The sequence below is a fragment of the Clostridium oryzae genome (genome assembly GCF_002029235.1).
GTDB classification, from domain to species: domain Bacteria; phylum Bacillota; class Clostridia; order Clostridiales; family Clostridiaceae; genus Clostridium_AE; species Clostridium_AE oryzae.
Genome location: NZ_MZGV01000009.1, coordinates 92,314 through 119,247, shown reverse-complemented (window position 1 = coordinate 119,247; position 26,934 = coordinate 92,314). Strand labels below are relative to the sequence as shown.

The following is a 26,934-nucleotide window of genomic DNA, read 5'->3' as shown; positions in this document are numbered from 1 at the left end:
AATATAATATCATAAGACATATTATCATGCAATAGTAAACTCCAAAATATATTTAAATATGTTTATATATGTTTATTAATAGTATATTTTATTATTTATCACGTTTTATCTTTCATTTACTCAATATTTTATTATTTTATGTGTTTCTATCTACTTGATAAATATTATCATTTGTTCTAGTTCATCATTAGAAAATTCATTTTTACAAGAAAACCATTCTTTATTTTTATAATAGAAGTTGCATATACCAATATATCCATATTCGTTTTTATAGAATATTTTTACATTTGTTTCTGTACGCTTTATATTTAAGATTAATAATTTTCCTACATTGTAATGCAGATAATGTTCCCATTGCTTTTGTACCTCTTTAGGTAAACTTTCAAGTGTAATCATTATTTTCCACCCCCTCTATCTTATTTTAAAATTTTAGATAGCAAATCTATCTTGTTATGCGTTTTAATTAAATCTTCTATATTTAATTGAATATACTTACGTGTAGTTTGAATCGAACTATGTCCTAAAATCTTTTGTAATGTAAACACATCCATACCGTTTTTAATAGCATTTACAGCCATTGCATGACGGAAAACATGAGGAGTGGCTCTGTGCGTAATTCCCGCTTTCTTACCATACTTGCCAAAGTTTTTAATAACTACATCATGGTCAATTTTTTCACCTGTTTGGCTGCTTAAAAACACATATTCGCTATTATTGTCTTTACTAATTTGTATCATCTGTTTTAGTAGATTTATGCTATCTTTAGATAGAGGTAATTCCCTATAAATTCTTGTTTTTGCAGTAATACCATTAACTTTTAAAATCCTATTTTTTACATCTATATCTTCGATTTTTACATTAGATAACTCTTGTATCCTTATTCCACAATCTAACATTATAATTAACATGGTAAAATCTCTTAATCCCGCATAAGTTCCAGTATCAATCACATTAATTATTTTCTTTATTTCCGTATTATTAAGAGGTTGTATTGTATCTATAGGCACTTTAACTTTCTTTAAACATAGAGAATAGTTTTCATTGGTATATTTCTTTTCATATAACCAGTTTAAATAGCATTTTAGCGTAGAAATTCTTAGGTTTACTGTACATGGTTTATATTGTTTAGCTACAATCATATAGGACAAATAGTCTTTAAATAATTTACTGTCAATGAGGTAACGGTCTTTGCTAGACCGTATCTCTTCATTAATATATACTTTAAAAAAATTAATATGGTCACTGTAATCTTTTAAAGTCCTAGAACTTAGACGTTCCAGTTGTTTATCAACTATAAAATCATTGTAAATTTTAAAGAAATCTGTTATAGATATGCTTTTTTCCTTTAGACGGTCTAAAAGAGCATCTGGTCTAAGACCGTTGGAATTGTTTAATTTTATTTTTGCTTTAGGCATTGAAAACACTCACTTTCCACTATAATTTATTAGAAAATGAGATAGATTTTGGGGAAACGTTCCAATAAAAAAATACTATGCCTTAGACTATAATAAATATAATCTAAAACATAGTATTCTCAACATTTCGTTGAACTTTGGCAGGGGTACAGCGACTCGAACGCTGAACCTACGGTTTTGGAGACCGCCACTCTACCAATTGAGCCATACCCCTTCGTGACAAAGACTATTATATCTGATATTCATAGAAATTGCAATAACTTTTTTTATTATATAGACATAAAATATCTTTTATGTACAACAACTATCTATTAACCAATTTATTCGCTCTCTTCACTAATGGCCTGGTTAATTGCTTCATAATTTTTATCCAAAAGCTCAATATAATCTGAATCATAAGAATAATTCTGAACTTTAATTCTTTTCATTTTATACTTATTAATTAACTCCCTGCAGTTTTCTGGTAAAGTAACACCATCAGTTAAAAATATTATACTCTTTTCATCTGAAGTCGCTTGATCTAAATCTTCCTCTATGTCCAATTTATCTGTATCTTCGTAAACCTTCACAAGTTTAATCCCGAGACCTTGAGCTAAGTAATCAAATGTATCTCCAAATGTAACAAATACAGTCTTATCAATTAATTCATTATTATCGTCTGCACTTTTTTGAAGCTCAGATAACTCTTTCATATTTTCATTGAAATTTGTTTCATATATTTTTCTATTTTGAGGATCCTTCTCCTGAATAGCATTTTTTATATTTGACATTAGAATTTTATAATTACTAGGGTTCATCCAATAATATGGATTATCAGTTATTGTAGCATCGCCATATTCAACAGGATTCTCTAGTTTTACAATTTTTGTACCTCTAGAACCGTTTACGCTGGTTACCCTGCCATTCTTTATATCTCCTAAAAAATCATTTATCCATGGCTCAAAATCGGCACCAAAATATATAAATAAGTCCTTATTAGCTATATTGTTTAATGCATCCTCAGTATATTCATAAGACCATTGTTCGTTTTCAGTCAACAACATGTAATCTACGTCATGGTTTTCTTTTACTATATCCTTAGTCATATAATACAATAACTTATTTGTAGTTATTATGCTTAAATTCTCCGTCGTGTTCACCTTAGGTTTTACTTTAGGTTTAGTGTCTTCATTCGTGGTAATACTACAACCTGTTAGAGATAATGCCAAAAATAGTATTATACAAATGTATTTTTTCAAAATATCACCTCTTTCGAAGCATCACTCAATTATCCATTATATATCATAATTGAAAATAAAGAAATACTGTCTCATTTTTTACACTACAGCCTTCTATTTTTTGTATATATACAGTAGATTTATTTCATATTAGTAAGAGCATTAACACATGTAAATTATTAGCTTACTTCCCTTTTTACTTATTTTGATATAGAATAATGTTGTATATTTGTGTTTAACATAATTATATTATGTTGAAGTAATATTGCTTATACTAAGTTAATACGATTTACAGGAGGATACTATGTTGCAATTTATAATAGATAATCTTAATCAAACTCTGCTGCTAGGTAAAATGATTGGTGAAAGAGTACAGGCAGGAGACATAATATGCCTTACAGGAGATTTAGGTACCGGTAAAACACATCTTACCAAGGGAATAGCTGAAGGTCTAGGCATCCATGATCAAATCACTAGTCCTACTTTTACTATCGTAAACGAATATAACAGTGGTAGGTTAAAGCTCAACCATTTTGATGTTTATAGAGTTAATGATGAAGAAGAAGTATTAAATATAGGATTTGACGAATATATTTTTAGCGATGCAGTGTCAGTCATTGAATGGGCTAATTATATAGATAGTCTTATTCCTGAAGAATCTATGCATATTTATATAACAAAACTGATGGAAAAGGGCGAAAATTTTAGAAAAATAGCAATAGATTATGCTGATAAACGATATGATTATATAAAGGAGATAGAGCTATGATAATACTTTCCGTTGATACTTCTACTGAATCCGCCAGCTGTGCCGTTTTAGATGATGAGAAACTTTTAGGAGAAACCTCTTTTAATTACAAGAAACAGCATTCAGTTATACTTATGGATATGATAGAAGATTTACTTTCAAAACTACATATAGATATTTCTGAAATAGATGGTTTTGTTGTGTCTAAAGGTCCAGGATCTTTCACCGGACTCAGAATAGGCATGGCTGCAGTAAAAGGACTTGCCTTTGGCTGTAATAAACCGCTTTTATCCATATCTACATTGGATTCCTTGGCATTTAATATGGCCTTCTCTGAAGGCATAATATGCCCTATAATGGATGCACTTAGAAATAACGTTTATACCGGCCTATATAATTTTAATGGTGAAGTTTTAAATAAAATAACCGATAATATTGTAGTTTCTATAGATGAACTTGCAGCTATGTTAAGTTCTGAGGGTAAAGCTGTATATTTTGTGGGAGATGGCATTTATAAGTTTAAGGATTTCTTTAAGGAGAAGCTTTCAAACTGTTATTTTGCACCAACTCACCTGAATATAGCTAAAGCAGCTTCCTTAGGGGAGCTAGGATTGAAGTTGCTTGAAGCTGGAGTGAGCGAAGATTTAAACACATGCACTCCTATATATCTTAGAAAATCTCAAGCCGAGAGAGAATATGATAAGAAAATGAGGTTATTAGAAAATGGACACTGTTGAAATTCTACCAATTAACAGTAAACATTTAGATGGAGTATTAGCTATAAGTAAACTAAGCTTTGCCACAAGCTGGAGCAGAGAGTCCTTTGAAAGTGAGCTTACCAATCAGCACGCAACTTATTTTGTTGCAGTTGTGGATGGTTTTGTTGCTGCTTTCGGAGGAATGTGGATAATAGTTGATGAAGCTCATATAACTAATATAGCTGTTCATCCTGAATTTAGATCCTGCCACATTGGCACGAAAATATTAAGCGCACTGATAGATAAATGTAAAATGAGCGGCATAGCAGGCATGACTTTAGAAGTAAGAACATCAAATTATATTGCTCAGAAACTTTATTCCAACTTCGGTTTTCAGGTTGAAGGTGTAAGAAAAGCCTACTACGCTGATAATAAAGAAGATGCTCTAATTATGTGGAAAAGGGACTTCTAGAAAAAAAAGATAGCAGCATCCAGCTATTAATCCCTTTCGTTATTAAAACTAAAAAGGCGTGTAATAACAGAAGATTTTAGCCTTCTGTTATTACACGCCTTTAGACTAGCTTTATATTTCTAACATTTTATTTTTCTTCTGCTTATTCCTTAAAGCTTTTTCTTTATCATATTAATTCTGATTGACACTTTTCATGTTATTTTTTGTTTCTATATGCATTGCAATACTTACTCTCTTATATACAATAAAGGTTATTACTGATACCATAACTGCCTTAATTAAATTAAATGGTACAACTCCAGTTAATACATAGTTCATAATCCATGCTGGTTTCTGGCCAGGCATAAATAGCGGAATCAGTAAGAAATAGTTCGCTATTGCACCTACAACAGCCATTGTAACAGCACCAATTGCCATTCCTATAATTGCATTTTTCTTAGTTCTATTCTTAGAATATAAAATTCCTGCTGGTACAACTAATGCACAACCCATTATAAAGTTAGCAAGCTGTCCTATACCAGCTGTAGCTGTACCCTTTATTAAGGTTATCGCTATATTTTTTACAAGCTCCATTACTACTCCTGCTAAAGGACCGAAAGCAAACGTTCCTATCAGGATAGGCAATTCACTAAAATCCGTAGTTAACCACGGAAATGCTGGTAAAATAGGAAAATCAAAGTACATAAGCACCACTGCTATTGCTGAAAATAAAGACATTTTAACCAACGTGCTTGTTTTTACTGAAACATTTGTCAATTTTAATTCCTCCTCGTATTTTCATACATCCTCAAGGAGCACTATATGTGTTGATGTTCTAAAAACTTTTGGCGCCGTTAAAGTTTAACAAAACAAAAGCCCTAACAAAAAGTCAGGGCATAAATTCAACACACATATACCTTCTTCCATCCAGACTATACTGTCGGCTTCGGAATCTAACCGAATCTGCCAATTATGGCTCGCGGGCTTTACCGCCGGTAGGGACTCACACCCTGCCCTGAAGATAACTATTCTTTTTTCGTGTATATTATATAATACAAATTCAATATTTGCAATACTATTTAGCTATATTTTCATAGTTAATGATATTCTCTTTCGTTTTTCATCCACATCAAGAACTTTAACTTCAACTATGTCTCCAACTTTTACAATATCTAATGGATGTTTTACAAATTTATCTGCCATCTGACTTTTATGTACAAGGCCATCCTGGTGAACTCCAATATCTACAAAAGCTCCAAAATCAGAAACATTCCTTACCGTACCCTTAAGCAGCATTCCAGGTTTAAGCTGAGTTATATCAATAACTCCTGTTTTAAATATAGGTCTAGGTAATTCTTCCCTTGGATCTCTTCCTGGCTTCTTAAGCTCTTTGGCTATGTCTTGAAGAGTAGGCACTCCTATGCCCACCTCGTCAGCCAGCTTTTGAACACCTTTTTCTTTTACTCTCCCTTCAATGTCAGGTAAACCTCTGCTCACTTGATCTAAATCATAGTTGAGCAATCTAATAAGCTTTTCTGCTGCATTGTAGGATTCCGGATGCACAGCAGTGTTATCCAGAGGTTCATCACTTTCCATAACCCTCAAAAAACCAGCACATTGTTCATAGGCCTTTTGTCCAAGTCTTTTTACCTTAAGTAATTCCTTTCTGCTTCTAAACTTTCCATTCTCTTCTCTATAAGCAACTATGTTTTGAGCTATTGAGCTGTTTATACCAGATATATACGAAAGCAAAGATGCGGTAGCAACATTTAAATCAACGCCCACATTATTTACACAGTCCTCCACTATTCCCTTTAATGATTCATCTAATTTTTTCTGTCCTACATCATGCTGATATTGACCTACTCCTATAGATTTAGGATCAATTTTAACCAATTCAGCAAGGGGATCCTGAAGTCTTCTTCCAATAGATATTGCACCTCTGATTGTAACGTCCAAATCAGGATATTCTTTAGAAGCTAATTCTGAAGCGGAATATACTGAAGCACCAGCTTCTGATACAACTACATAATAAAGATCTAAGCCTTTTTCCTCTTTAACCTCTTTTATGAGCCTTGCGATAACCTCTTCAGATTCCCTGCTGGCAGTCCCATTCCCCAGTGATATAACCTGCACACCATATTTATATACAAGGCTCTTTAACGTCTTTATAGAGCCTTCTACATCGTTCTGAGGTGCTGTTGCATATATTGTTGCTTTGTCGGTAAATTTACCAGTATCATCTAATACAGCTACCTTACATCCTGTCCTAAAGCCTGGATCATATCCCATAACTATCTTACCTTTTATAGGCGATTGCATTAACAGAGCTTTTAAATTTGCCTTAAATATATCTACAGCTCCATTTTCTCCTTTTTCAGTAAGTTCAGCTCTTATCTCTCTTTCAATAGATGGGAATATCAGTCTCTTAAATGAATCCTCAACACTCTTAACTATGTACTTGTCTGTATAATCATTACCTTTCATACATCTCTTTTTTAGATATTCTAACACCTTATTATCATCTATTATCAATTTCACATTAAGAATCTTCTCTTTTTCTCCACGATTAATAGCTAATATTCTATGCGATGGTAACGTCTTAACAGCTTCTTTATAATCATAATACATTTCATATGGAGTTGGCTCTTCACTTTCACCACGGGTTTCAATAATGCCTTCCTTAAATGCATAGCTTCTTACCCATTTTCTAAATTCAGCCTCATCTGATATGTTTTCACTGATTATATCCATAGCGCCTTGAAGAGCATCTTCTACACTAGTCACACCTTTTTCTTCGCTTACGAATGTTGCTGCATAGGATTCTATAGGCTCATTACTATCACCAGAGTATATCCTGTCCGCTAAGTCTTTTAGTCCTTTTTCCTGGGCAATTATAGCTCTTGTTCTCTTCTTAGGTTTATATGGCCTATATATATCTTCAATTTCTGTTAATGAATCTGCATTTGTAATACTTGCTTTTATATCTTCTGTTAATTTACCTTGTTCCTCTATTAGTCTTATAACATCTTGTTTTCTTTCTTGAAGATTTCTAAGATATTGAAGTCTTTCTGAAAATTTTCTCAGAATCTGATCATCAAGTCCGCCAGTTCTTTCTTTTCTGTACCTGGCAATAAAAGGCACAGTGTTCCCTTCATCTAGAAGAGAAACAACGTTTTCAACCTGTTTAAGGCTTATATTAAGCTCTTCCGCTAATGTTCCCTCAATATTTTTCATATCTATTCTACCTCCAAAATCTTTTGCTAAGCCTTTATTTATTATACGTTAATACGCTTATCTATTTCAAGGAAATTAAGTACATCACATCTAAAGCAATACTTCTGAAACTTTTTAATTCATCTCTTATAGATTTTAGTTATGATATATCCCCTCATATCATATTAATTAAATAAATATCATTATTCGATAAGAGGTTAACTAAAATGAAAAAAACTTTTATTATATCAATTGTATTTGTTCTAATACTAGCAATGGGTTTAGGCATATACGGCATAACCCATCAAGGAAATTTCAGTGCTGCACAAGTGAAAAATACTGCTTCCTACCTATCCTCCTCAGACTTTGACGGAAGATTGTGCGGTACTATGGGGAACATTCAGGCAGAAGAGTTTATAAAAAACTGGTTCAAGGTAAACAAATTAAAATCCTTCAAAGGTACATATATGCAAAAATTCTATGTGTCTTATCCAAAAAAGATAGCCGGCAAGCCATACTTAAGAGTCGTGGATAAAAATTCTGCTGTTGTAAAAGATTTTATCTACGGAAAAGATTATAAAGAGGATATGCTTAATTTCAAAGAGCATAGCTTTAAGATAAGCAAAAAGCAGGTAATAAATAAATCCTCCTCTTCAATACATATTGTACAGAATAATAATTCATTTTTAATCTATCATGGCAACAATAAAAAGTCTCTTGAAATGAGAAGTTCCTTTTTCAGTGACTCAAATATCAGTATGTGCATTCTTGTTTCTAAAAACACTATAAGCAAACTAAATAAATATATTGACCAAGGATACTATATCGAGTGCTTTATTCCCATGGAAAACTCCAGGACCGCTGCCGAAAATGTTATGGGCTATATACAAGGAAAAAATAGAAATAAGGACCCTTTAATAATTTCGGCGCATTTTGATCATTTAGGCATGGATCTAAACAACAACATATACTATGGAGCACTAGATAATGCTTCCGGTACTGCCTTTATGTTAGAATTAGTCAAGTATGTAACTTCTCTCGGTACACCTGACAGAAGTATATTGTTTATAGGCTTTAACGCCGAAGAATTCGGTTGTTTAGGATCAAAAGCATTTGTAAAAAAGTATAAATCAAATATTAAGGATAGTACCGTATTTAACTTTGATATGATCGGAAGCAATAATTACCCCTTATGTATCATGGGAAGTGAATCGGATAGCTCTAAAACAAGTCTAATAAAATCTACTGCAGAAACCTGCACAAATAAGAAAGTGTACTATAATTATATTTTTGCCGACTCTAGCGACCACGAATATTTCAGGAAAAATAATATAGATGCTATAACATTTTGTGACAATGATACAAGCAAAATACATACACTTTCGGATAAAGCTGAAAATATAGATGTTTCTGCTATTAATAGGTGCTTCAAAATTATTTCAAGGGAAATTATCCGATATTCCTATAACAATGATCCTCTTAAATTGTATTGCAACCAAATTTTCATGTATTCATTTCTAGGTTTATGCGGAATATTTACTTTTCTCATGGTATATAAACGAAAATAAAAAATGGTTACACCCTATGTCGGGTAATTCCGCTGCGTTAAGCAATTTCACCGCATCTTTTAGTCAAATTTCCTAATGGCTCATAACTCGGCTGCGCCTCAAACAATTCGCCATCTTAACGTAAATTTGCCTAAAAGACACGGATAATTGCTAAACTCACTCCAAATGCCTCCGTCGGATGTAACCATTTTTAATGCCCTAACTCTTAATATTAACAAGATGCTTTTATTATACTGCTTCTGTTGCCTTCTTATCTTAATTCTCTAATTTCAAAATATATTACTGTTTCTTGTTAACTTCTTCGTAAACACGTTGTATCGTTTTTTCATTTAATAACCACCTTTTCTCTTATTTAGTGGTGTATCTTAATTTTGATTAAAAGTTATCCCCAATTGGAAAAAATCATAAATTCCTATAGAATGAAAAAGGGTAGGAAGTGATTTCCGTCGGCTGAAAAATGCCTTCTCCAACCACTTCCTACCCTATGCTGACTCTATGCATTTACAAAATATTATTTTCTATATTTCTTCTCACAAATTATTTTTCTTGTTTATTTATTTTTTATTATATTGCTGCTGTTATCTTATTCTCTTAATTTAATAACTTCAAAATACATTATGTAACGCTTTTTTAATTTTAATCTAAGGGAATAAGCAGATTTAAATTTCCAAATCTATTTACTGCTCTCTTTTAAATATTCATTTATAAATAAATCTATATCTCCGTCCATGACAGCTGTAACATTCCCATTTTCAGCACCGGTTCTATGATCCTTAACCATGGTGTACGGCTGAAAAACATAAGAACGTATCTGACTTCCCCAGCCTATATCCTTCAAATCTCCTGTAAGATCTTCTACCTTTTCCTTATGAGCTCTCTCCATAAGTTCTATAAGTTTAGCCTTTAACATTCTCATAGCTTCTTCTTTATTTGCATGCTGGCTTCTTTCGTTTTGGCACTGAACCACTATACCTGTAGCTAAATGTGTTATTCTTATAGCGGACTCTGTTTTGTTTACATATTGCCCTCCAGCACCGCCAGCTCTAAAGGTATCAACTCTTATATCCTCAGGTCGTATTTCTATATCCTGACTTTCTGTAAGCTCCGGAAGTACTTCAAAGGATGCAAAAGACGTCTGCCTTTTTCCATTAGCATTAAAAGGAGAAATTCTCACTAAACGATGGATACCCTTTTCTGCCTTCAAATATCCATACGCATATTCACCAATAACTTTAAATGTAACTGTCTTAATCCCTGCTTCATCTCCAGCAAGATAGTCTACAGTTTCAACCTTAAAACCTTTTTTATCACACCACCTAGTATACATTCTGAGCATCATTTCAGTCCAGTCTTGTGCATCTGTTCCCCCAGCACCAGCATGAAGTGTGCATATTGCATTGTCTGCATCATACTCACCAGATAGAAGCGTTTCTATTCTAAAACTCTCTATTTCAAAATTTAATTCAGCTATGCTTTGAAGCAATTCTTGTGTTTCTTGCTCATCCTCCGAATCGGCAAGCAACTCTAACATTACCTCAGCATCTTCTAAACCATGAAATATAGTATTCAGCCTTTCAAGTTTAGCTTTCATAATTTTGCTCTTCTGTGTTATCTCCTGAGCCTTGTTAACATCATTCCAAAAGTCTGGCTGCTGCATATAATTATCTAATTCTTCTATTTTAATCTTCAGATTATCCGGGTCAAAGAGAAACCCTGATTTCTTCCAATGTTTCTTTCAACATGTTAATAGAGTTTAATGCTTCTTCTAATTTCATTAACATCATTTATCCCACCTTATAAAATTGTTAAGGGTTTCCTATGGGAAACCCTTTTAGCTAAAATACTCTTAAGCCATTCTTCCGCAACAGTTTTTATACTTTTTACCGCTTCCACAAGGACAAGGATCATTTCTGCCTACTTTCTTTTCCTTCCTAATAGGCTCCTTCTTTGTGGTATCACCATCATAACTTGTTGCAGTTTCTTTTACTACTCTTTCTCTTTCTGGTGCTTTTTCAATTTCTACATGATATAGGAATTTTACAGTATCAGTCTTTATTGAATTTATCATTTCATCAAACATATCACTGCCTTCAAACTGATATGCCTGTGTAGGATCTTGCTGCTTATAGGCTCTAAGTCCTATACCCTGTTTTAAATGTTCCATATTATCTATATGATCCATCCACTTTGTGTCTACAACTCTTAATAATACTACTCTCTCTATTTCTCTAAACTCTTCTTCTCCGAAATCCTCTTCCTTCTTTTTATATTGGCTGCTAGCTATCTCATGAAGCTTTTCCTTTATCTCGTCATTAGACATAAGAGAAAGTTCCTTAGCCGTGACGCTTTCTTTAAATTCACATATATCATCCAGATAATCGAGAAGTTTTTCAACATCCTGCTCTATGTCTTCTTCTATACCAGAAAGATGAGAATCTACCGCAGAATTAATTACTTCTTTTATCATGTTCTGAACCTGCTCTTTTAAGTCCTCACCTTCAAGTACTTCACTTCTTTGCTTATATATTATTTCTCTCTGTTGATTCATTACATCATCGTATCCAAGCAAAGTCTTTCTTATATCGAAGTTATTTCCTTCTACCTTCTTCTGTGCATTTTCTATGGCAGAAGTTACCATCTTACTTTCTATTGCTTCATCTTCTTGAAGTCCTAATCTTCCAACTATGCTTTGCAGTTTTTCAGATCCAAATATTCTCATCAAATCATCTTCAAGTGATATATAGAATCTTGATGAACCTGGGTCTCCCTGTCTACCCGCACGTCCTCTTAACTGATTATCTATACGTCTAGACTCATGTCTTTCAGTACCAATAATCTTAAGGCCTCCTATCTCTGTTACTCCCTCTCCAAGCTTTATATCAGTACCACGGCCGGCCATGTTAGTAGCTATGGTAACCATTCCTTTTTCACCAGCATGACTGATTATTTCAGCTTCTTGTTCATGATATTTAGCATTTAATACCTGATGTGGTACGCCTTTTTTCTTAAGTAGCGAAGAAAGTAACTCGGATTTTTCAATACTAACCGTACCAACAAGTATTGGTTGTTCAGTTTTATTTGTATCGACAATTTCTTCAACTATCGCATTAAACTTTCCTGTTTCTGTTTTGTATATAACATCAGGATAATCTATTCTTGCAACCGGCATATGAGTTGGTATAACGACAACATCTAAGCCGTATATTTCTCTGAATTCATTTTCTTCTGTCTGCGCTGTACCTGTCATACCTGAAAGTTTCTCATACATTCTAAAATAGTTCTGGAATGTTATAGTTGCTAGAGTCTTTGATTCTCTCTGAACATTTACTCCTTCTTTAGCTTCTATAGCTTGATGTAATCCGTCACTATATCTTCGGCCTTCCATAAGTCTTCCAGTAAATTCATCGACTATTACTACCTCGCCATCTTTTATCATGTAGTCTTTGTCTCTTTTCATCATATAGTTTGCTTTAAGTGCCTGTGCTACATGATGTTGTAGTTCCATATGAGAAGGATCAGCGTAATTCTCAAGCTTAAAGAATTTTTCCGCTTTCTCAACACCATCATCTGTAAGAATAACTGAATTAACTTTTTCATCTACCTTGAAGTCAGTTTCTTCTTTTAATGTCTTAACAAAGAAATCGGCAACCTTATAAAAATCTGTAGATTTCTCTCCTTGACCAGATATAATAAGAGGAGTTCTAGCTTCATCGATAAGTATTGAGTCGACCTCATCTACTATGGCAAAATTAAGAGGTCTCTGTACTCTCTCTTCCTTATATATAACCATGTTATCTCTAAGATAATCAAAACCAAATTCGTTATTAGTTCCATATGTTATGTCAGAACCATAAGCTTCTTTTCTCTCATCAGAATCTAAATCGTGTACAATAACTCCAACAGTAAGTCCAAGGAATTCAAAAATTTGTCCCATCCACTCTCTATCTCTTTTAGCAAGATAGTCATTTACTGTTACGATATGCACACCTTTTCCAGTAAGTCCATTTAGATAAGCAGGAAGTGTAGCCACTAATGTTTTACCTTCGCCTGTCTTCATTTCCGAAATTCTACCCTGATGAAGTACGACTCCACCTATAAGCTGTTCTCTAAAATGCTTAAGACCTATAGTTCTGCTAGATGCTTCTCTAACAACTGCGAAAGCTTCAGGTAAAATGTCATTGAGTGTTTCACCACTAGCTAATCTTTCCTTAAACTCATCAGTTTTTGCTCTAAGCTCTTCATCAGAAAGCTTTTGCATATCTCCATCCAGAGCATCTATCTTATTAACTATAGGAATTATCCTCTTAACTTCCCTTTCACTGTAGCTACCAAATATTTTTCTAATTAGTCCCATGCTTTCTTCATCCTCACAATTCTATTTTATGATTAATGATATTTAGTTTTTAATTTTTCAACAGAAAAACTATTCCATTTGGATTATTTTGTAAAACCTTTTATCATAAATCATTCCTATTATATCATTTAATTATTATTAATTTCAACTTAATGACTTAAACAAAAAGTTAATTTCAAAAAATTAATTAAAATTAAAGAGTACCCTCAGGTACTCTTTATAAATTTCCTTACAAACTCTTTAATATTCTGGTTCAATAAGACCATAATTTCCGTCTTTTCTTTTATACACTACGTTCAACTCTCCATTATCCGAATCTTCATAAACAAAGAAGTTATGTCCAAGCATATCCATCTGTAGGACAGCTTCCTCTACACACATCGGCTTAATTGCAAACTTTTTAGTTTTAACTATTTTAGGTTCATAACTCTCCTTATCACTTATTTCATTTATAAATTGAAATCTCAAAGAATCACCATGGGTTCTTCTCTGAAGCCTTGTTTTTTGCTTTCGTATCTGTCTTTCTAATTTATCCACAACTAAATCTAAAGACGAGTACATATCATCATTATCTTCTTCCCCTCTTAATATTATACCGTTAAATGGTATCGTTACCTCCACGATATGCCTGTTCTTTTGAACACTTAATGTCACATGAGCCTCCACTTCTGGATTGAAGTACTTTTCTAATTTAGCAATCTTCTTTTCAGAAGCACTTCTTAATGCCTCCGTCAATTCAATGTTTTTAGCACTTACTGTTATTTTCATAATTCCAGCCCCTTTCCTTCACTTAGGTAACTATTTTATTCAAAGAGGAAAAAACTACCTAGAATATTCTAATACTATGATTATATTTTGCTATGTAGTTTTTTATGTCTTTATAATATTCTAATACCAATTTATCATAAACTCAACATTAATATATTGAATTTACAAAATATTTAGTATATTTATATTTCTACTGCTTGCTTTTTCTCTTATTCTTTAATTAAACATAGTAAATATCACATTTGCTTTTTTATTTTTTAGCATTATAAGGTTTACAAAAAATATTTATTTCATTATAATACTATAATTTCTACATTTTTTGATAGCTATAATTTATAGGATATATCTATCCATTTACCGTCTGTAAGTGTTATTGCGTCGTTTGGATTAACAGCTATTAGTAAATTTTTCAACCCAGCAGACGTATAAAAATGAGATTTCTGTTTTAATGAACTATCAAAGTAAATCTCTGTAGACTTTATAAGTTCAGCTAGATTTATATTTTCTCTTGAAAAACCCAATTCTGTGTGAATCTCTGTTCTACTAAGCTGCCTAGGAGTAGTCTTGAACTTATCAATAAATTTCTCATAGCTTATTCTAACTTTTTCCTCCATAATTATAGTTATATAATTAGAACCTATTCTAAATACTGAAGGCTTAGTTACACATATTTGAGAATCATTGCTCTCTTCCATTGGATTTATTATAAAACATTCTATACCCTTCTTTAAAAAAAGATTTACCACATTGCTAATGCTCATATTTTGCTAATGCTCCTCTCTATTTGCTTTTTTACAAAATAAAAAAGCCATCTTTCAAATAGAGAGATGACTTAAATAAATGATTATAAACCATTCATTTGCTCTCCCTCATCTCTCAAAACTAAATTTGCAGGATTTAGCACCTTCTACGCTAATGAAACGCAGTGGTTGCTGAAACTTCATCGGGCCAGCCCCTCCATCTCTCTTGATAAGGAAATTACCAATTTAATTTATATAAGTTGCAATAAAGTTCTTCCTTTATGGCTTCTAAAATATCACTGCTGAATCGGTTCGACCCTAGGATCTTTTAAAAGTCAGAATGTATTAGAACTTTCACAACTTATTTATATTCTTGCTAACAAGTTTTAATGCTTATATTATAGAAACTCTTTAATTATTTTGTCAATACATTTTCGCTCTTATCTTCCATATAATAAAAGGAGTTATCAGCAATTGTATTTCCTGTACTCTCTATCTGCTTCTCAATCGCTTCTTGCATAATATAATTTACCATCTGAGACATATAGTTATTGCTTCCGCCGAAATAGCTGTCACTATCCGATTCAGTACTTTCATCATCATTACTTCCGATACTACCATAACTTTGTAATTGATTTTGTAACCCAGTCAGTTGTAACAATTGTAATAAATCCTCCGAATTACTGCCTGAAACTAAATCAGAACTGTCCTTCAAATTTGATGATGTATTGGTTAAATTACTTTGTCCTGTTATATTCCCCAACAACTTTTCAAACGTACTATTTGTGTCAGATGAGGAATAAATATTATTGTTGTTTATACCATATAGCTTCTGCAGATAATCTAATTGAGATATAGAACTTACGCTCATTTTTTCGCCCCCTTTCTTTTATAATACCTAAATATATCACTTTTTTATGACAGTTTTATGACAAAATGTAAAATAAGTGGTATTTTATCCAAAACCACCTTCTCATTACTTCGTATGCTTTAATTACACTTTTTTTCAATACGTAGAATATCTTCTTAATAGCTTAATATAGCTCTTAACTCTAATACGCCTCAAACACTGCCAAAATCCTAACGAAAATTTGCATAAATTTGCTGACAATTGCTAAATTCACTCTATATCTCCGTTGGTTAAAGGCCTAAATGGCCTTTAACGGGTTATCTGCGAATGATAATGAGCGTGCTTAGATAACCCCGACTGTAAACATTTCCTATACCCTAACTCTTAATATTAACAAAATACTATCATTTTATTGCTTCTGTTGCCTTATTCTCTTCTTAAGACGACTTATTGTAATATTCTGTAGGAACTGTTCCTGTATATTTTTTAAATAATTTATAAAAGTATGAATAATTATCTATTCCAACTCTATTTGCAACCTCATATACCTTTAAATTTGACTCTTTCAAAAGTTTTTCCGCCACACCTATCTTTATCTTATTAAAAAGATCTACAAAAGATTCACCGGTATCCTTCTTAATAACTCTGCATAAATGTGTAGGTGTAAGACAAACATAATCAGCTATTTCTTGAAGCGATATTTTCTTATCATAATGATCATGCAAATAATTAATTACGTTTATTGTTACTTTGCTATAGTTTGGCTGATAGTCATTATTAAGGCCAGCTTTTATATTTTTCACAAAATTTTTAACATATAAAATAGCATCTTCTAGATTATCAATATCATTGATATCATCATTGATTTCTGCATGGCTTTTGTAATTATAAGACTGATATAATTTATCATTGTAGAAACACTCTAGTACAACAAAGCAAATATTTGACAATAAATTTTTAACAGCCAGAATTGACGGTGTCTCCTTTAGCAGAATTTCATGTATTTCATCAAGACCCTTATCAATTTTCTGTATATAGGTATTTTTTATACTACCATATACTTTTTTCATAAGTGCATACTCATTAAAAACACCTTGAATTTTAATAGAATCTCCCATTACAATTTTTTTATTCGGTAAGAAAAAGCTAAAGTTAATTGCATCCAGAGTCTGATTATAAGCATTTTTTATTTCATCGTAATTTGTATGAACTTTACTTACTCCAATTATATAGTCATGTCTATTAATAAGAGAACTCTTCTCAACAAAATGATTACATATTTTTAAAATATTATCACTCATTCTATTGGATGGTTTTCTATTGCTTTCTGTTACAACAACGGTAAAATAATTGTTCAGCCAAAAATAAATAAATGCATAATCAAAGTATGTCCTTAAAGCCTTGACTGCTTGTTCTGCTCCTTCGATGAAGCTGCGAAAATTATCATCTTCGGTTTCTTTGCAATTAGATTTGTACCTGATAGTAAACATAAAAAATCTTTTCTGAGTTTGAAGTAATTTATATGTGTCAGTTATTTTAATACCAGCAATACTATCAATTATCATTTTTGCTACTACTTGCTCTTTGCTGTTTGCAATAGTACTTTTCATGTATTCCTTTTCATATTGCTCTTCTTTGTGCTCGTCTAGAACAGAAGTAGCCCTTTTAATAACCTCACATAACTCATTATTATCTATGGGCTTTAAAATAAGATCAAATGCACCAAGTTTTATAGCTTTCTGAGCATATAAAAATTCGTTATATCCGGTTATTATAATTACTTTAACCCATGGGAACAAGTTTTTAACTTCCTCTGTAAATTTAAGTCCATCCATAGCAGGCATTCTAATATCAGTAATAATTATGTCAGGAATATACTTTTTAGTCAGCTCAAGAGCATCAATACCATTGTCAGAGTCTGCAATCACTTTACAGCCCAGGCTTGACCAATCAATAGTTAACATGATTGATTTCCTAGTTATATTGTTATCATCGGCTATCAATACATTATACATAGACATCCCCCACAATATTTATTTTGTACACATTTATAATGCCTTAATAGGTATTATTATTTCTACAACTGTTCCTATTTCAGGTTTGCTAGAAATTTTCAATCCATATTTATTTCCATATAATATTTTAATTCTCCTGTCCACACTTTTTATTCCTATATGGGTATGAGCATCATCAGATGACTCCACAGGCTGCTGTATACCTAAAATTATACTTTGAAGTTTATCTTCTTCGATACCTGTTCCATCATCAGAAATATTGATTTTTAATACGTCATCCTCTTTATGTGCAGAAATCAAAATTAATCCACCGCTTTTTTGAAATTCTATTCCATGATTTATAGCGTTTTCAACAAGTGGTTGCAGAATAAATTTTGGAACTATACAATCCAATGTATCATCATCAATATCATATTCGATGCTGATTCTTCCTCCAGTTATAATCTGTTCAATAGACATATAATTTTTTACATATTCTAATTCATTTTTTAGACTTATCTCAGAGTTTTTTCCGCATATAGTACTTCTTATCAAATAACTCAATGCTGAAATAATTTGTACTATTTCGTCCTGACCCTTAATTTTTGCAAGGCCGTTTATTGATTCCAAAAGATTATAAATAAAATGCGGGTTTATTTGTGCAAGTAAAGCATTATATTCAGCTCGTTGAGTTTCAGTTTTTTCATAAGCAATCCTTTCAATTAAGTCTTCAAGTTTTTCACTCATAATATTGAAATGCTTAAAAAGTTCAGCAGTTTCATCATGACTTTTAGGTTCCAGGTGAAGTTTAAAATTTCCCTGCCCAACAGACTTAATTTTTTTTAGCAAAAGCCGTATATTTGAAGTTAAACTATTAGAAATGACTAAAGCAATTGCTATTGAAAAAACTAACAGAGTAATACAAAGAATAATCACAAGCCTTTTTATATTTTCTACATCCTTAAGTAAATCTTTTACTGATACTAAATATAGTACCTTCCAGCGCTTGTTCTCAGAAATACCACTTTCTACTATAAGACTCTTGTCCTTATAATTAAAGAAATTTTGACCATAAGTATCTTCTGCTAAAAGACCGTTAAACCTATCTGCAATTGGCTTCACCTTTTCATCACAGATAAGAATTTTAGAGTTTCCATCACATACTACAATTGACCCGTTTTGAAGTTTTGATTGTGAAAACAAATCTTTGATATAACTGTCTCTTATTCCTATTGCCATAATACCATTAGACACATGAGTATTCAGAGTAATATTAGATTTAATTATATAGAGTACCCCTGGTTCATTATCAAATTCCACATATATAGGCTTTCCCGATGCATCTATTATAGATTTTTTATTAGCAATCAAGTATCGGTAAATATTCGAATTAACATAATCAGAAGACCCATCTTTATCATAATAAAAACAGGAACCAGATGCATTCATAAAAAAATCGTTAACTACATGTATTCCTGAATTTTGAAGATACATATTAAAAACGTATACATTTTGCATCAAAATAACATAATCAGAAAAATTACTTTCATCAAATATCTTTGAAGCACCAACTGCATAAAATATATCTGTATCAAGTCCTGACATCTTGTATGAAATATTATTTGAAAGCTGCTCAACCATATTGGTAGAAGAAGATTCAATGTTTTTAATTGTATTTGCTTCGGATATACCATAGATCATATAATTTACAGTTATAACTAGAATAATTATAAATAGATAAGACAAAAACAGTTTAGAACGCAATTTCAAATTCATCATTAATTTTATTATTCTGTTCATAATTAACCGCCACCAGCCCTAAATACTGTTACTTATTTTACACTCAAAACAATTATACTATATATCTATTAAAAATAAACAAGCACTTTTTGGAAATGATGAAATAGTTCATAATTTGATAAAATTGTACATAGAAGTTATGAAATCGATAACATATAATTATGATTGCAGATAAAAAATATAAACCATATATAAAAATATAGTGAGGTGGATTTTATGAAAAAGTCAAGAATCAAAAAGTCCTTGGTTGCATTTCTATGCCTAGCAACTACTATGTCACTGTTTGCTGGTTGTCAGTCAAGTTCAAGCAGTTCATCCGGCAAAAGTACTACAGCAAAAAAGGAAAATCTTACCATAATGCATTATCTGGTTGAAAAGGGTAAGTTGAAAGCATTAAATGATACAGTAGCTGGATTTAAGAAGAAATATCCTAATGTTGATGTTACTATTCAAGGTATGAGCTTGGACCAGTACTCAAACACACTAAACATGAAAATCAGTGCTGGCGACATGCCTGATGTTATGTTTGGTAGTCCTAAGACCTACTCTGATATCGTTAAATCAGGAAACATAATGGATATTACAGATAAAGATTTTACAAGCCGAGTAGATAAGGATGCAATAAAGTGTGCTGAGGTAGATGGCAAGGTTTATGGAATTCCAATGGATTTAATGCTGTCTGGAGTAATATACAATAAAGATATCTTTAAAAAATATAATATTCAAACACCTAAGACATGGTCTGAATTTGTTAATGTAATGAAGACTTTAAAACAGCACAATGTAACACCTGTTGCAGCCGGATATAAAGATCTTGCATCTGTAGGAGGAAGTTACTGGTGTCAGCTTTTCGGAAGCGGACTTGCACAAATGCCAACTATGCGTGCTGACATTATGTCTGGTGCAAAAAAACCTTCTGATTACCCAGTTTTGAAACAATTCTTAACTCAATGGAAAACAATCAATCAATACACTTCAAATGCAACTCAAGTTGGTGTTGACCGTTCTGAACAGGAATTTGGAAGTGGTAGAGCTGGAATGATCATTATAGGTAGCTGGGCTGTAAGTGCAATTCGCTCATATGCACCTAATGGTAATTTTGGATCATTTGTTTTCCCATTCTTCGATGATGCTAGTAAAAACAAGATGCAATACAACACAGATGATACATGGATGCTTTCTTCAAAGAGTGCAAACCAGAAAACTGCTTTGAAATTCTTTGACTACATGACTTCAAAAGAAGCTGCTTCAACATGGGCAACCGACGTACCAGCAGTATCTGCAATTACAGGAGCAAAAGCTGATAAACTTGATCCTATTCTTGATGATATGAATGCAGCATTAACTTCTGGTGCAGCTTATAATGCTATGGCTGAAACTGCTTTTTCCGGTCAGTCCGCTACAGTATGGGACGCTCAAATGCAATCATGGGCATTTACTTCAACTTCATCAGCTAATGCTGACCTTAATAAATACCTTAGCCAATTAGATAAAGCTATGGCAAATGCTCGTACAACAGGAAAATAATTAAAAATGTTTATCCATTGCTTCTGATATTAACCCTCTCCCTGCAGAAGCAGTGGATTACTTTTAGCAATAATAATCAACAAATTATAAGATTAGCATAAATATTTTACACTAACCTGCTCAAAGGAGTTGATATCAATATGAATAAAAAAATGCTAGATAAGCTTCTAGATTTTTCATTTGTACTTCCAGCTTTAATAATTTTCGCGTTTGTAATCCTTGTTCCATTTATTCGTGGAATTCATATTGCTTTTACAGATTGGAATGGTATAAATCAAAGTTATCATTTTGTTGGACTTAGAAATCTTTTTTCAGTTTTTAAAGATGGTGAAGTATTAAATCCATTACGTAACACAATTTTCTTTACAACTGTTACCGTTATAATTGTAAACATATTTGGACTTGGACTCGCTCTAGCTCTAAATAAATCATTTAGAGGTGCAAATCTTATTAAAACATTTATCTTTATGCCTATGGTAGTCAGCCTAGTACTGACATCTTATATGTGGGTATATGTTTTTAATGATTTTATTTCACACTATATGCATATTGCCAGTCCATTATCAAGTGCCAAAACAGTTATGATAGGTTTATGTATTATGTCAATTTGGAAGGAAACTGGACTTGCTATGGTTCTTTACTATGCAACACTTCAAACAGTACCTAAGGATCTGCTTGAAGCAGCAGAAATTGATGGTGCAACTGCATTCCAAAGATTCCGTAATGTTACAGTACCTTTTTTAGCACCAGCCTTTACTTACTGTATTCCATTGTGGCTTGGTCTTGGATTAAAGCAATTCGATTATTCTTTTGTTGCAACAAACGGCGGACCAGGAACTTCTTCCATGTCTATGGCTATGTACATCTATCAGTACGAATTTCCATACTATAAGACTGGATATGGTCAAATGGTAGCCTTAGTATATTTAGTATTTGTATTAATTATTACTTATTTTGTAACAAAAGCCTTAAGAAAGAGGGAAATAGAGCTATGAAAAAACAAATTTCTTCTAAACTCACAATACTTGACGGTATAAGAATATTTCTACTGTGTGTTATAGCAATAATGGTTTTATTCCCATTTTATTTTGCGATTCTCTATGCTTTTAAAACTCCTGTAGAAATTGCTAATAACCCTATTACTTTACCTACAAAATTAAACTTACAGAACTTTGTTGAAGCCATTAAACTTCCTAATTATATAAGTGGATTTTTCAACAGTGTTATTACAGCTGTATTTGTAGTGTTTCTTGTAGTTATAGTTACTTCAATGGCATCATACAAGATTGTAAGGAAAAATAATAAATTTTATAATACATTCTATTATCTTTTCCAATTTAGTATTTTACTTCCATTCCAGGTTATCATGTTTCCACTATATTCTCAGCTAAAGGTGTTTCATATGATTAATCGTCTTCCAACACTGATGATTGTTCAAACTGGTATATTAATAGGATTTTATTCCTTCCTTTATGCAGGTTTTATTAAAACAGTTCCTATTGAATTAGAGGAAGCTGCCACAATTGATGGTTGTACAAAGTACGGTATATTTTTTAAAATTGTTTTTCCACTGCTTAGGCCTATCACTATGACAATAATTGTATTAGTTGCTCTTGCATCCTGGAATGACTTTATTGTACCTATGGTATTTATGCAGCAGGCTAATGTTAGAACAATGCCACTTATTCAATTTTACCTCTTTGGTCAATATTCTCAATATGTAAATGTTGCGTTTGCAGCAGTTATTCTATCAATGATTCCTGTGCTTATAATATACTTTGCATTTCAAAAATATATTGTTAGTGGTATTACTGCAGGTGCAGTTAAAGGATGATTTCCTTTTAAAATTTATTTATATAGCGTTGTTGCCAATAAAAGAACTGAAGAACTCGTTTAATATAAAAGATAAATAAACTTTTTAATTAGTAATAAATATTGGAGGGAATATAACATGTTGAAAAGAGAGGAACTTAATAATCCACTAATAAAGCAAACAGCAGATCCATTTATTTATAAACATTTAGATGGCTTTTACTACTTTACGGCATCAGTTCCAGAATATGACAGAATAGAAATCAGAAGAGCTGAGAGTATTAAGGAATTAAAAAATGTATTACCTACTGTAGTTTGGAGAAAACATAAAGATGGAGAAATGAGCAATTTAATATGGGCGCCCGAACTTCACTTCATTGATGGCAAGTGGTATGTATATTTTGCAGCAGCAGATACACCTGAAATAATAGATGGATTATTCTGTCACCGAATTTTTGTACTCGAAAATGCGTCTCCTAATCCTTTAGAAGGTACTTGGGTGGAAAAAGGTCAACTCAAAACAAATTGGGAATCATTTTCCTTAGATGCTACAACCTTTGAACACAATGGTGTAAGATATCTTGTTTGGCCTCAAAAAGATCCTAATATATATGGAAATTCTAATTTGTATATAGCTCGTTTAAGTAATCCTTGGACAATTGAAGGTACTCAGGTAATGATTTCAAAACCTGAATTCAATTGGGAGACTATAGGCTTCCGGGTAAATGAAGGACCAGCTGTACTTAAGAAAAACGGAAAGATTTTTATTAGTTATTCTGCAAGTGCTACTGATTATAACTATTGTATGGGATTGCTAACAGCTGATGATACAAGTGATCTATTAAATCCTTTATCTTGGAGTAAATCTAGTAAACCTATTTTTAGTACAAATTACGAGGACGGTATATATGGACCAGGCCACAATAGTTTTACAGTCTCTGAAGACAACAAAGATGACATATTAGTATATCATGCAAGAGATTACAAAGAGATAGAAGGCAATCCTTTATATGATCATAATCGACATACCAGAATCCAAAAGATAGAATGGAACAGTGATGGAACTCCTGACTTTAGGAAACCTGAAATCAGTATTGATTATGGTAATAGATAATATTAAAGGAACTATGAAAAAGATATTTTATAAAAAAACTCAAATAGATTTTTACACAAAAGTGAGCATAGATACTCCATCTAAGCTTACTTTTGTGTATGAAAATAAATTTATATAAGATTATATTTAACAGCATATTTCCCCTATTCTTAGTCTTATCAGTGACTTTATCACACATTTACTTTATATATTAGACTATTATGATATTAAATAGGTAACCAGTAAATACAATTCCTAAGCCTACCACTACATAAAACACTGCTAATAATTTAGGCTTTAGAACCCTTCTTAATAGGATACCCTCTGGTAAGCTTAGACCTGTAACAGCCATCATAAATGCCAGAGAAGTTCCCATTGAAACACCAGCTCTTGTAAGTTCACTAACTAACGGTATTACACCAGCAGCATTAGAATAAAGCGGAATACCAATTGCCACTGCTATAAACACTGCAAACGGATTATTTTCGCCTGCATATCTTGCTAATGCTCCTGCTGGAATCCATCCATGCATAACCCCTCCTATAGCTATACCAATCACTACATATATCCATATCTTCTTTATTAAATCTTTAGTAAAATTCCATGAATCCATTATCCTTTCTTTGCTAGTAGGATTAGGCACGTTCACATCAGCGTTCATTTGCATTTCATACACATAACTCTCTACATGCTTTTCCATTTTTAGCTTACCAATTATAATACCGCTTATAATTGCTATTATTTCTCCAGATACAACATAGAACAGTGCTATTTTTAATCCAAATAGACTATAAAGAAGTCCTAGTGCCACCTCATTTACCATTGGCGCAGCTATTAGAAAAGAAAATGTAACTCCCAGCGGAACACCAGCTTCAACAAATCCGATAAACAGAGGAACTGCCGAACATGAACAAAATGGGGTTACTATTCCTAGTAGTGCTGCAAGAACATGACCTGCTAACGTATTTCCTTTACTTCTAGCAAGTATTTTTCTCGTCTTTTCAGGAGGAAAAAAACTTCTTATGAAAGTAATTACATAAATTATTATTAATAGTAAGATAAATATTTTTATAGTATCAAATACAAAAAAATCAAGAGCACTTCCAAGCCTGCTTTCCTTATTAATTTCCAAAACATTATAAATAAGCCAATCAGCAAAAATTTGTATAGGTGTAAACATAGTATTCCTCCATTAATTTTATAACTTTATAATTAATTACTTATATAGTCTTCAAATTTAAAGGACTTCATTCCTAAATTATTATAGAACTAAGTCCTCCAATATGAGTTTTATTATTTTTCATCACTTATATATTTCTTAATTTCATCAACCGTACAAACTTTACCAAACATTTTAACTTTTTCATTAATAACTATAGCTGGAGTTCTCATAACGCCATACTTCATAATATCCCTAATATCTTCTACTTTTATAATTTGGGCATCCACATTAAGCTCCTTAACAGCTTCTTTAGTATTCGCCTCAAGTTTTTTACAATTTGAGCACCCTGTTCCTAAAATCTTTATTTCCATTAATTTAATCCTCCCATCTAAAATATTTTTATTTGAAATTATAATCGTAACTACTAACAAATTCATCTACACTATCGATAATACTTTTGATTTCATCATTAGCAAGGCTATAATGCATATTCATCCCTATTTTTTCAGATGATAAAATACCAGCTTCTTTAAGAATTTTTAAATGCTGAGATAGATTAGCCTGACTAAATTCAATATCTTCATTTAATTTACATACACACTTAGGTCCATCATACAAAAACTTAACTATTTTATATCTTATAGGATGTCCTAGAGCTTTAAAGACTCTGATGCTTAACTCTTCTTTACGCATAACGACCCTCCTCGAGTTATAACTATATAATTAAATGCTTATATAGTCAGTATATGTTTTTCCTTGTCTTTTGTCAATAATAGATGTGACAGCTTACAGCACAAGCTGTCACATCTTATTTACTGATTTGCCTAGTATTTTTTCTTTTAATAGCTATAGGCGCGATTCTGTTCAGCAGCTTCTGCATCAGCTTTAGTAGCATGAACCGTGCCATATGGATGTTGAGGAGGTGCATAAATAGAATACAATTTAATTGGTTTATTACCTGTATTAATTAAATTATGCCATTTGCCAGCAGGTATGATAAAAATAAAATCATCGTAGACTCTTTCTTGAAAATCTAAGTAATCTCTTCTGTCACCCATTTTAACAATACCTTGACCCTCCTCAATACGTATAAATTGGTCAAGGTTAGAGTGACGCTCTAAACCTATTTCCCCTCCAACAGGGATGCTCATCAAGGTAAGCTGTAAATGTTCTCCTGTCCATAAGGCAGTACGAAAATTATTATTTTGCTTAGTAGCCTCCTCAATATTAACTACAAATGGTTGTGGTCCATAATCTTTTAGCTGAACTTTTGAAAAGTCTGAGTTATTTGCCGGCATATTACCGTGATAAGGGCAGCGATATGTGTTGTAAGCATCACACATAATGTCTGAATTATACTGTGATGCGTTTATATAATAAGGATAAGGGTACGTTTGATAATCATTATACATATTTATTCATTCCTTTGATATACTTACAATATCATGATATGCTTAATATATGGAGAAAGTGATTTGGAAAATAACAACATCTTTGTACCTAAGGTGTAACTTACCGTGC

General features: G+C 32.1%; 24 protein-coding genes, 1 tRNA gene and 2 riboswitches. Of the genes, 8 read left to right on the top strand and 17 right to left on the bottom strand.

Annotated features, from left to right (window positions below; all coding sequences use genetic code 11):
• Positions 1-150: 150 nt before the first annotated feature.
• The 4 genes from CLORY_RS06345 to CLORY_RS06330 all read right to left on the bottom strand — a co-directional run bounded on the left by CLORY_RS06345 (position 151) and on the right by CLORY_RS06330 (position 2,653).
• Entirely contained in the window at positions 151-396 is a 246-nt protein-coding gene (locus tag CLORY_RS06345; protein ID WP_079422665.1) for a hypothetical protein, read from the bottom strand.
• 20 nt (positions 397-416) lie between these two features.
• Positions 417-1,415 carry a tyrosine-type recombinase/integrase gene (locus tag CLORY_RS06340; protein WP_079422664.1) on the bottom strand — a complete coding sequence of 333 codons (999 nt, stop codon included), beginning with the start codon at positions 1,413-1,415 and terminating at the stop codon, positions 417-419.
• Between the two features lie 138 nt (positions 1,416-1,553).
• Positions 1,554-1,629 (bottom strand) — tRNA-Trp (locus tag CLORY_RS06335).
• A 106-nt stretch (positions 1,630-1,735) separates the two neighbouring features.
• Positions 1,736-2,653, bottom strand: a complete 918-nt coding sequence (locus CLORY_RS06330) for a metal ABC transporter substrate-binding protein (protein ID WP_079422663.1) — start codon at positions 2,651-2,653, stop codon at positions 1,736-1,738.
• Between the two features lie 286 nt (positions 2,654-2,939).
• On the opposite strand from CLORY_RS06330, the gene tsaE reads away from it, so the two are divergent.
• From tsaE to rimI, 3 genes are read left to right on the top strand one after another with little or no spacing between them, the layout of a single operon-like run.
• Positions 2,940-3,401: a tRNA (adenosine(37)-N6)-threonylcarbamoyltransferase complex ATPase subunit type 1 TsaE gene (gene tsaE, locus CLORY_RS06325; RefSeq protein WP_079422674.1), complete on the top strand. Its 462-nt coding sequence runs from the start codon at positions 2,940-2,942 to the stop codon at positions 3,399-3,401.
• Positions 3,398-4,117, top strand: coding sequence for a tRNA (adenosine(37)-N6)-threonylcarbamoyltransferase complex dimerization subunit type 1 TsaB (gene tsaB / locus CLORY_RS06320; RefSeq protein WP_079422662.1), 720 nt, complete (start codon positions 3,398-3,400; stop codon positions 4,115-4,117). Before tsaE ends, tsaB begins: the two co-directional genes overlap by 4 nt.
• Positions 4,104-4,550 (top strand): ribosomal protein S18-alanine N-acetyltransferase, encoded by a 447-nt coding sequence (rimI, locus tag CLORY_RS06315; RefSeq protein ID WP_079422661.1) that lies wholly within the window; start codon positions 4,104-4,106, stop codon positions 4,548-4,550. The genes tsaB and rimI overlap by 14 nt, the downstream gene beginning before the upstream one ends.
• Positions 4,551-4,721: 171 nt before the next feature.
• Here rimI and CLORY_RS06310 read toward each other — a convergent pair whose 3' ends face one another.
• Together CLORY_RS06310 and CLORY_RS06305 are read right to left on the bottom strand one after the other, a co-directional pair.
• A complete protein-coding gene (locus tag CLORY_RS06310) occupies positions 4,722-5,306 on the bottom strand; it encodes an ECF transporter S component (RefSeq protein WP_242954355.1) in 585 nt (194 codons plus the stop codon).
• A 134-nt stretch (positions 5,307-5,440) separates the two neighbouring features.
• Positions 5,441-5,556: riboswitch (FMN riboswitch) on the bottom strand.
• Positions 5,557-5,612: 56 nt separating this feature from the next.
• Positions 5,613-7,766, bottom strand: a complete 2,154-nt coding sequence (locus CLORY_RS06305; RefSeq protein WP_079422660.1) for a Tex family protein — start codon at positions 7,764-7,766, stop codon at positions 5,613-5,615.
• 206 nt (positions 7,767-7,972) lie between these two features.
• On the opposite strand from CLORY_RS06305, the gene CLORY_RS06300 reads away from it, so the two are divergent.
• Positions 7,973-9,313, top strand: a complete 1,341-nt coding sequence (locus CLORY_RS06300) for a M28 family metallopeptidase (RefSeq protein WP_079422659.1) — start codon at positions 7,973-7,975, stop codon at positions 9,311-9,313.
• A 673-nt stretch (positions 9,314-9,986) separates the two neighbouring features.
• Here the strand turns inward: CLORY_RS06300 and prfB are convergent.
• The 7 genes from prfB to CLORY_RS06265 form a co-directional block, all read right to left on the bottom strand.
• Positions 9,987-11,094 (bottom strand): peptide chain release factor 2 gene (gene prfB, locus CLORY_RS06295; RefSeq protein ID WP_139375975.1). Its coding sequence is split into 2 segments (ribosomal slippage): positions 9,987-11,015 and positions 11,017-11,094, totalling 1,107 coding nucleotides; the frame shifts between segments, so codons are not numbered across the junction.
• A gap of 65 nt (positions 11,095-11,159) precedes the next feature.
• Positions 11,160-13,667: a preprotein translocase subunit SecA gene (secA, locus tag CLORY_RS06290; protein ID WP_079422657.1), complete on the bottom strand. Its 2,508-nt coding sequence runs from the start codon at positions 13,665-13,667 to the stop codon at positions 11,160-11,162.
• A 240-nt stretch (positions 13,668-13,907) separates the two neighbouring features.
• On the bottom strand, positions 13,908-14,435 hold the full coding sequence (gene hpf / locus CLORY_RS06285; RefSeq protein WP_079422656.1) for a ribosome hibernation-promoting factor, HPF/YfiA family: 528 nt from the start codon (positions 14,433-14,435) through the stop codon (positions 13,908-13,910).
• 326 nt (positions 14,436-14,761) lie between these two features.
• Complete coding sequence (locus CLORY_RS06280) at positions 14,762-15,196, bottom strand: YbaK/EbsC family protein (protein WP_079422655.1); 435 nt, start codon at positions 15,194-15,196, stop codon at positions 14,762-14,764.
• Positions 15,197-15,301: 105 nt separating this feature from the next.
• Positions 15,302-15,411, bottom strand: a riboswitch (SAM riboswitch).
• A 179-nt stretch (positions 15,412-15,590) separates the two neighbouring features.
• Positions 15,591-16,046 carry a hypothetical protein gene (locus CLORY_RS06275; RefSeq protein WP_079422654.1) on the bottom strand — a complete coding sequence of 152 codons (456 nt, stop codon included), beginning with the start codon at positions 16,044-16,046 and terminating at the stop codon, positions 15,591-15,593.
• Between the two features lie 416 nt (positions 16,047-16,462).
• A complete protein-coding gene (locus CLORY_RS06270) occupies positions 16,463-18,040 on the bottom strand; it encodes a response regulator transcription factor (protein WP_169911547.1) in 1,578 nt (525 codons plus the stop codon).
• A 33-nt stretch (positions 18,041-18,073) separates the two neighbouring features.
• The gene (locus tag CLORY_RS06265; protein WP_079422652.1) at positions 18,074-19,819 is read right to left on the bottom strand and encodes a sensor histidine kinase; all 1,746 of its coding nucleotides are present in this window, start codon (positions 19,817-19,819) and stop codon (positions 18,074-18,076) included.
• 216 nt (positions 19,820-20,035) lie between these two features.
• Between CLORY_RS06265 and CLORY_RS06260 the strand changes: the two genes are divergently transcribed.
• The 4 genes from CLORY_RS06260 (at position 20,036) to CLORY_RS06245 (ending at position 24,272) form a co-directional block, all read left to right on the top strand.
• Positions 20,036-21,346: an ABC transporter substrate-binding protein gene (locus tag CLORY_RS06260; protein ID WP_079422651.1), complete on the top strand. Its 1,311-nt coding sequence runs from the start codon at positions 20,036-20,038 to the stop codon at positions 21,344-21,346.
• Positions 21,347-21,486: 140 nt separating this feature from the next.
• Positions 21,487-22,341 carry a carbohydrate ABC transporter permease gene (locus CLORY_RS06255; protein ID WP_079422650.1) on the top strand — a complete coding sequence of 285 codons (855 nt, stop codon included), beginning with the start codon at positions 21,487-21,489 and terminating at the stop codon, positions 22,339-22,341.
• A complete protein-coding gene (locus CLORY_RS06250) occupies positions 22,338-23,180 on the top strand; it encodes a carbohydrate ABC transporter permease (protein WP_079422649.1) in 843 nt (280 codons plus the stop codon). Before CLORY_RS06255 ends, CLORY_RS06250 begins: the two co-directional genes overlap by 4 nt.
• A gap of 117 nt (positions 23,181-23,297) precedes the next feature.
• A complete protein-coding gene (locus tag CLORY_RS06245) occupies positions 23,298-24,272 on the top strand; it encodes a glycoside hydrolase family 43 protein (RefSeq protein ID WP_079422648.1) in 975 nt (324 codons plus the stop codon).
• Positions 24,273-24,462: 190 nt separating this feature from the next.
• Here CLORY_RS06245 and CLORY_RS06240 read toward each other — a convergent pair whose 3' ends face one another.
• From CLORY_RS06240 to CLORY_RS06225, 4 genes are all read right to left on the bottom strand, one after another.
• Positions 24,463-25,431, bottom strand: a complete 969-nt coding sequence (locus tag CLORY_RS06240; RefSeq protein WP_079422647.1) for a permease — start codon at positions 25,429-25,431, stop codon at positions 24,463-24,465.
• 113 nt (positions 25,432-25,544) lie between these two features.
• The gene (locus CLORY_RS06235; RefSeq protein ID WP_079422646.1) at positions 25,545-25,784 is read right to left on the bottom strand and encodes a thioredoxin family protein; all 240 of its coding nucleotides are present in this window, start codon (positions 25,782-25,784) and stop codon (positions 25,545-25,547) included.
• Positions 25,785-25,812: 28 nt separating this feature from the next.
• Positions 25,813-26,106 carry an ArsR/SmtB family transcription factor gene (locus CLORY_RS06230; protein WP_079422645.1) on the bottom strand — a complete coding sequence of 98 codons (294 nt, stop codon included), beginning with the start codon at positions 26,104-26,106 and terminating at the stop codon, positions 25,813-25,815.
• 146 nt (positions 26,107-26,252) lie between these two features.
• Positions 26,253-26,825, bottom strand: a complete 573-nt coding sequence (locus tag CLORY_RS06225) for a cupin domain-containing protein (protein ID WP_079422644.1) — start codon at positions 26,823-26,825, stop codon at positions 26,253-26,255.
• Positions 26,826-26,934: the final 109 nt, after the last annotated feature.

Excerpts from the sequence above, each read along its gene's own strand:
- CLORY_RS06345 (WP_079422665.1), bottom strand. The coding sequence starts at position 396 with ATGATTACACTTGAAAGTTTACCTAAAGAGGTACAAAAGCAATGGGAA.
- CLORY_RS06340 (WP_079422664.1), bottom strand. The coding sequence starts at position 1,415 with ATGCCTAAAGCAAAAATAAAATTAAACAATTCCAACGGTCTTAGACCA.
- tsaB (WP_079422662.1), top strand. The coding sequence starts at position 3,398 with ATGATAATACTTTCCGTTGATACTTCTACTGAATCCGCCAGCTGTGCC.
- rimI (WP_079422661.1), top strand. The coding sequence starts at position 4,104 with ATGGACACTGTTGAAATTCTACCAATTAACAGTAAACATTTAGATGGA.
- CLORY_RS06305 (WP_079422660.1), bottom strand. The coding sequence starts at position 7,766 with ATGAAAAATATTGAGGGAACATTAGCGGAAGAGCTTAATATAAGCCTT.
- CLORY_RS06300 (WP_079422659.1), top strand. The coding sequence starts at position 7,973 with ATGAAAAAAACTTTTATTATATCAATTGTATTTGTTCTAATACTAGCA.
- secA (WP_079422657.1), bottom strand. The coding sequence starts at position 13,667 with ATGGGACTAATTAGAAAAATATTTGGTAGCTACAGTGAAAGGGAAGTT.
- hpf (WP_079422656.1), bottom strand. The coding sequence starts at position 14,435 with ATGAAAATAACAGTAAGTGCTAAAAACATTGAATTGACGGAGGCATTA.
- CLORY_RS06280 (WP_079422655.1), bottom strand. The coding sequence starts at position 15,196 with ATGAGCATTAGCAATGTGGTAAATCTTTTTTTAAAGAAGGGTATAGAA.
- CLORY_RS06275 (WP_079422654.1), bottom strand. The coding sequence starts at position 16,046 with ATGAGCGTAAGTTCTATATCTCAATTAGATTATCTGCAGAAGCTATAT.
- CLORY_RS06270 (WP_169911547.1), bottom strand. The coding sequence starts at position 18,040 with ATGTATAATGTATTGATAGCCGATGATAACAATATAACTAGGAAATCA.
- CLORY_RS06265 (WP_079422652.1), bottom strand. The coding sequence starts at position 19,819 with ATGAACAGAATAATAAAATTAATGATGAATTTGAAATTGCGTTCTAAA.
- CLORY_RS06260 (WP_079422651.1), top strand. The coding sequence starts at position 20,036 with ATGAAAAAGTCAAGAATCAAAAAGTCCTTGGTTGCATTTCTATGCCTA.
- CLORY_RS06255 (WP_079422650.1), top strand. The coding sequence starts at position 21,487 with ATGAATAAAAAAATGCTAGATAAGCTTCTAGATTTTTCATTTGTACTT.
- CLORY_RS06250 (WP_079422649.1), top strand. The coding sequence starts at position 22,338 with ATGAAAAAACAAATTTCTTCTAAACTCACAATACTTGACGGTATAAGA.
- CLORY_RS06245 (WP_079422648.1), top strand. The coding sequence starts at position 23,298 with ATGTTGAAAAGAGAGGAACTTAATAATCCACTAATAAAGCAAACAGCA.
- CLORY_RS06240 (WP_079422647.1), bottom strand. The coding sequence starts at position 25,431 with ATGTTTACACCTATACAAATTTTTGCTGATTGGCTTATTTATAATGTT.
- CLORY_RS06235 (WP_079422646.1), bottom strand. The coding sequence starts at position 25,784 with ATGGAAATAAAGATTTTAGGAACAGGGTGCTCAAATTGTAAAAAACTT.
- CLORY_RS06230 (WP_079422645.1), bottom strand. The coding sequence starts at position 26,106 with ATGCGTAAAGAAGAGTTAAGCATCAGAGTCTTTAAAGCTCTAGGACAT.
- CLORY_RS06225 (WP_079422644.1), bottom strand. The coding sequence starts at position 26,825 with ATGTATAATGATTATCAAACGTACCCTTATCCTTATTATATAAACGCA.